This is a genomic window from Salinarimonas soli (assembly GCF_008386575.1).
GTDB classification, from domain to species: Bacteria; Pseudomonadota; Alphaproteobacteria; order Rhizobiales; family Beijerinckiaceae; genus Salinarimonas_A; species Salinarimonas_A soli.
This window is the reverse complement of record NZ_VUOA01000237.1, coordinates 1-350: the sequence shown is the minus strand read 5'-3', so window position 1 is coordinate 350 and position 350 is coordinate 1. Positions and strand designations below refer to the sequence as shown.

General features: G+C 40.6%; 1 protein-coding gene. It reads left to right on the top strand.

The annotated features are described in order from the left end of the window. Window positions 1-331: JHBP domain-containing protein (locus F0L46_RS27935; RefSeq protein ID WP_149822435.1), on the top strand; the 331-nt coding region annotated here is incomplete at its 5' end. Between the last annotated feature and the right edge of the window lie 19 nt (window positions 332-350).

Sequence of the window (350 nt, the reverse complement as noted above, 5' to 3'; positions counted from 1 at the left end):
TGCCCTCATTAACTGCGTAAACGTGGACGTTGAAATAGAGAGCAAATTGAATCAAGTTAAGGACAACAACGGAAAAGATCATTTAAAACTCGGCACTCCTTCATACAAATACAAGATAGAGAAGACTACGTTCGATTTGAAAAACTTGTTCAACGGAAACAAAGAATTGGCTGACACAACCCTGCAGTTTGCCAATGAGAATTGGCAACAGCTCATGGACGACCTAGCACCTCCTGCTATCAAGCAAATCGTTAAGACAGTTGTCAAAGCGATCAACAAATTCTTCGCGAGCGTCACAACACAACAAATTATCAAAGGATACTCGCCTTAAACTAAACTAACGTCCTCTA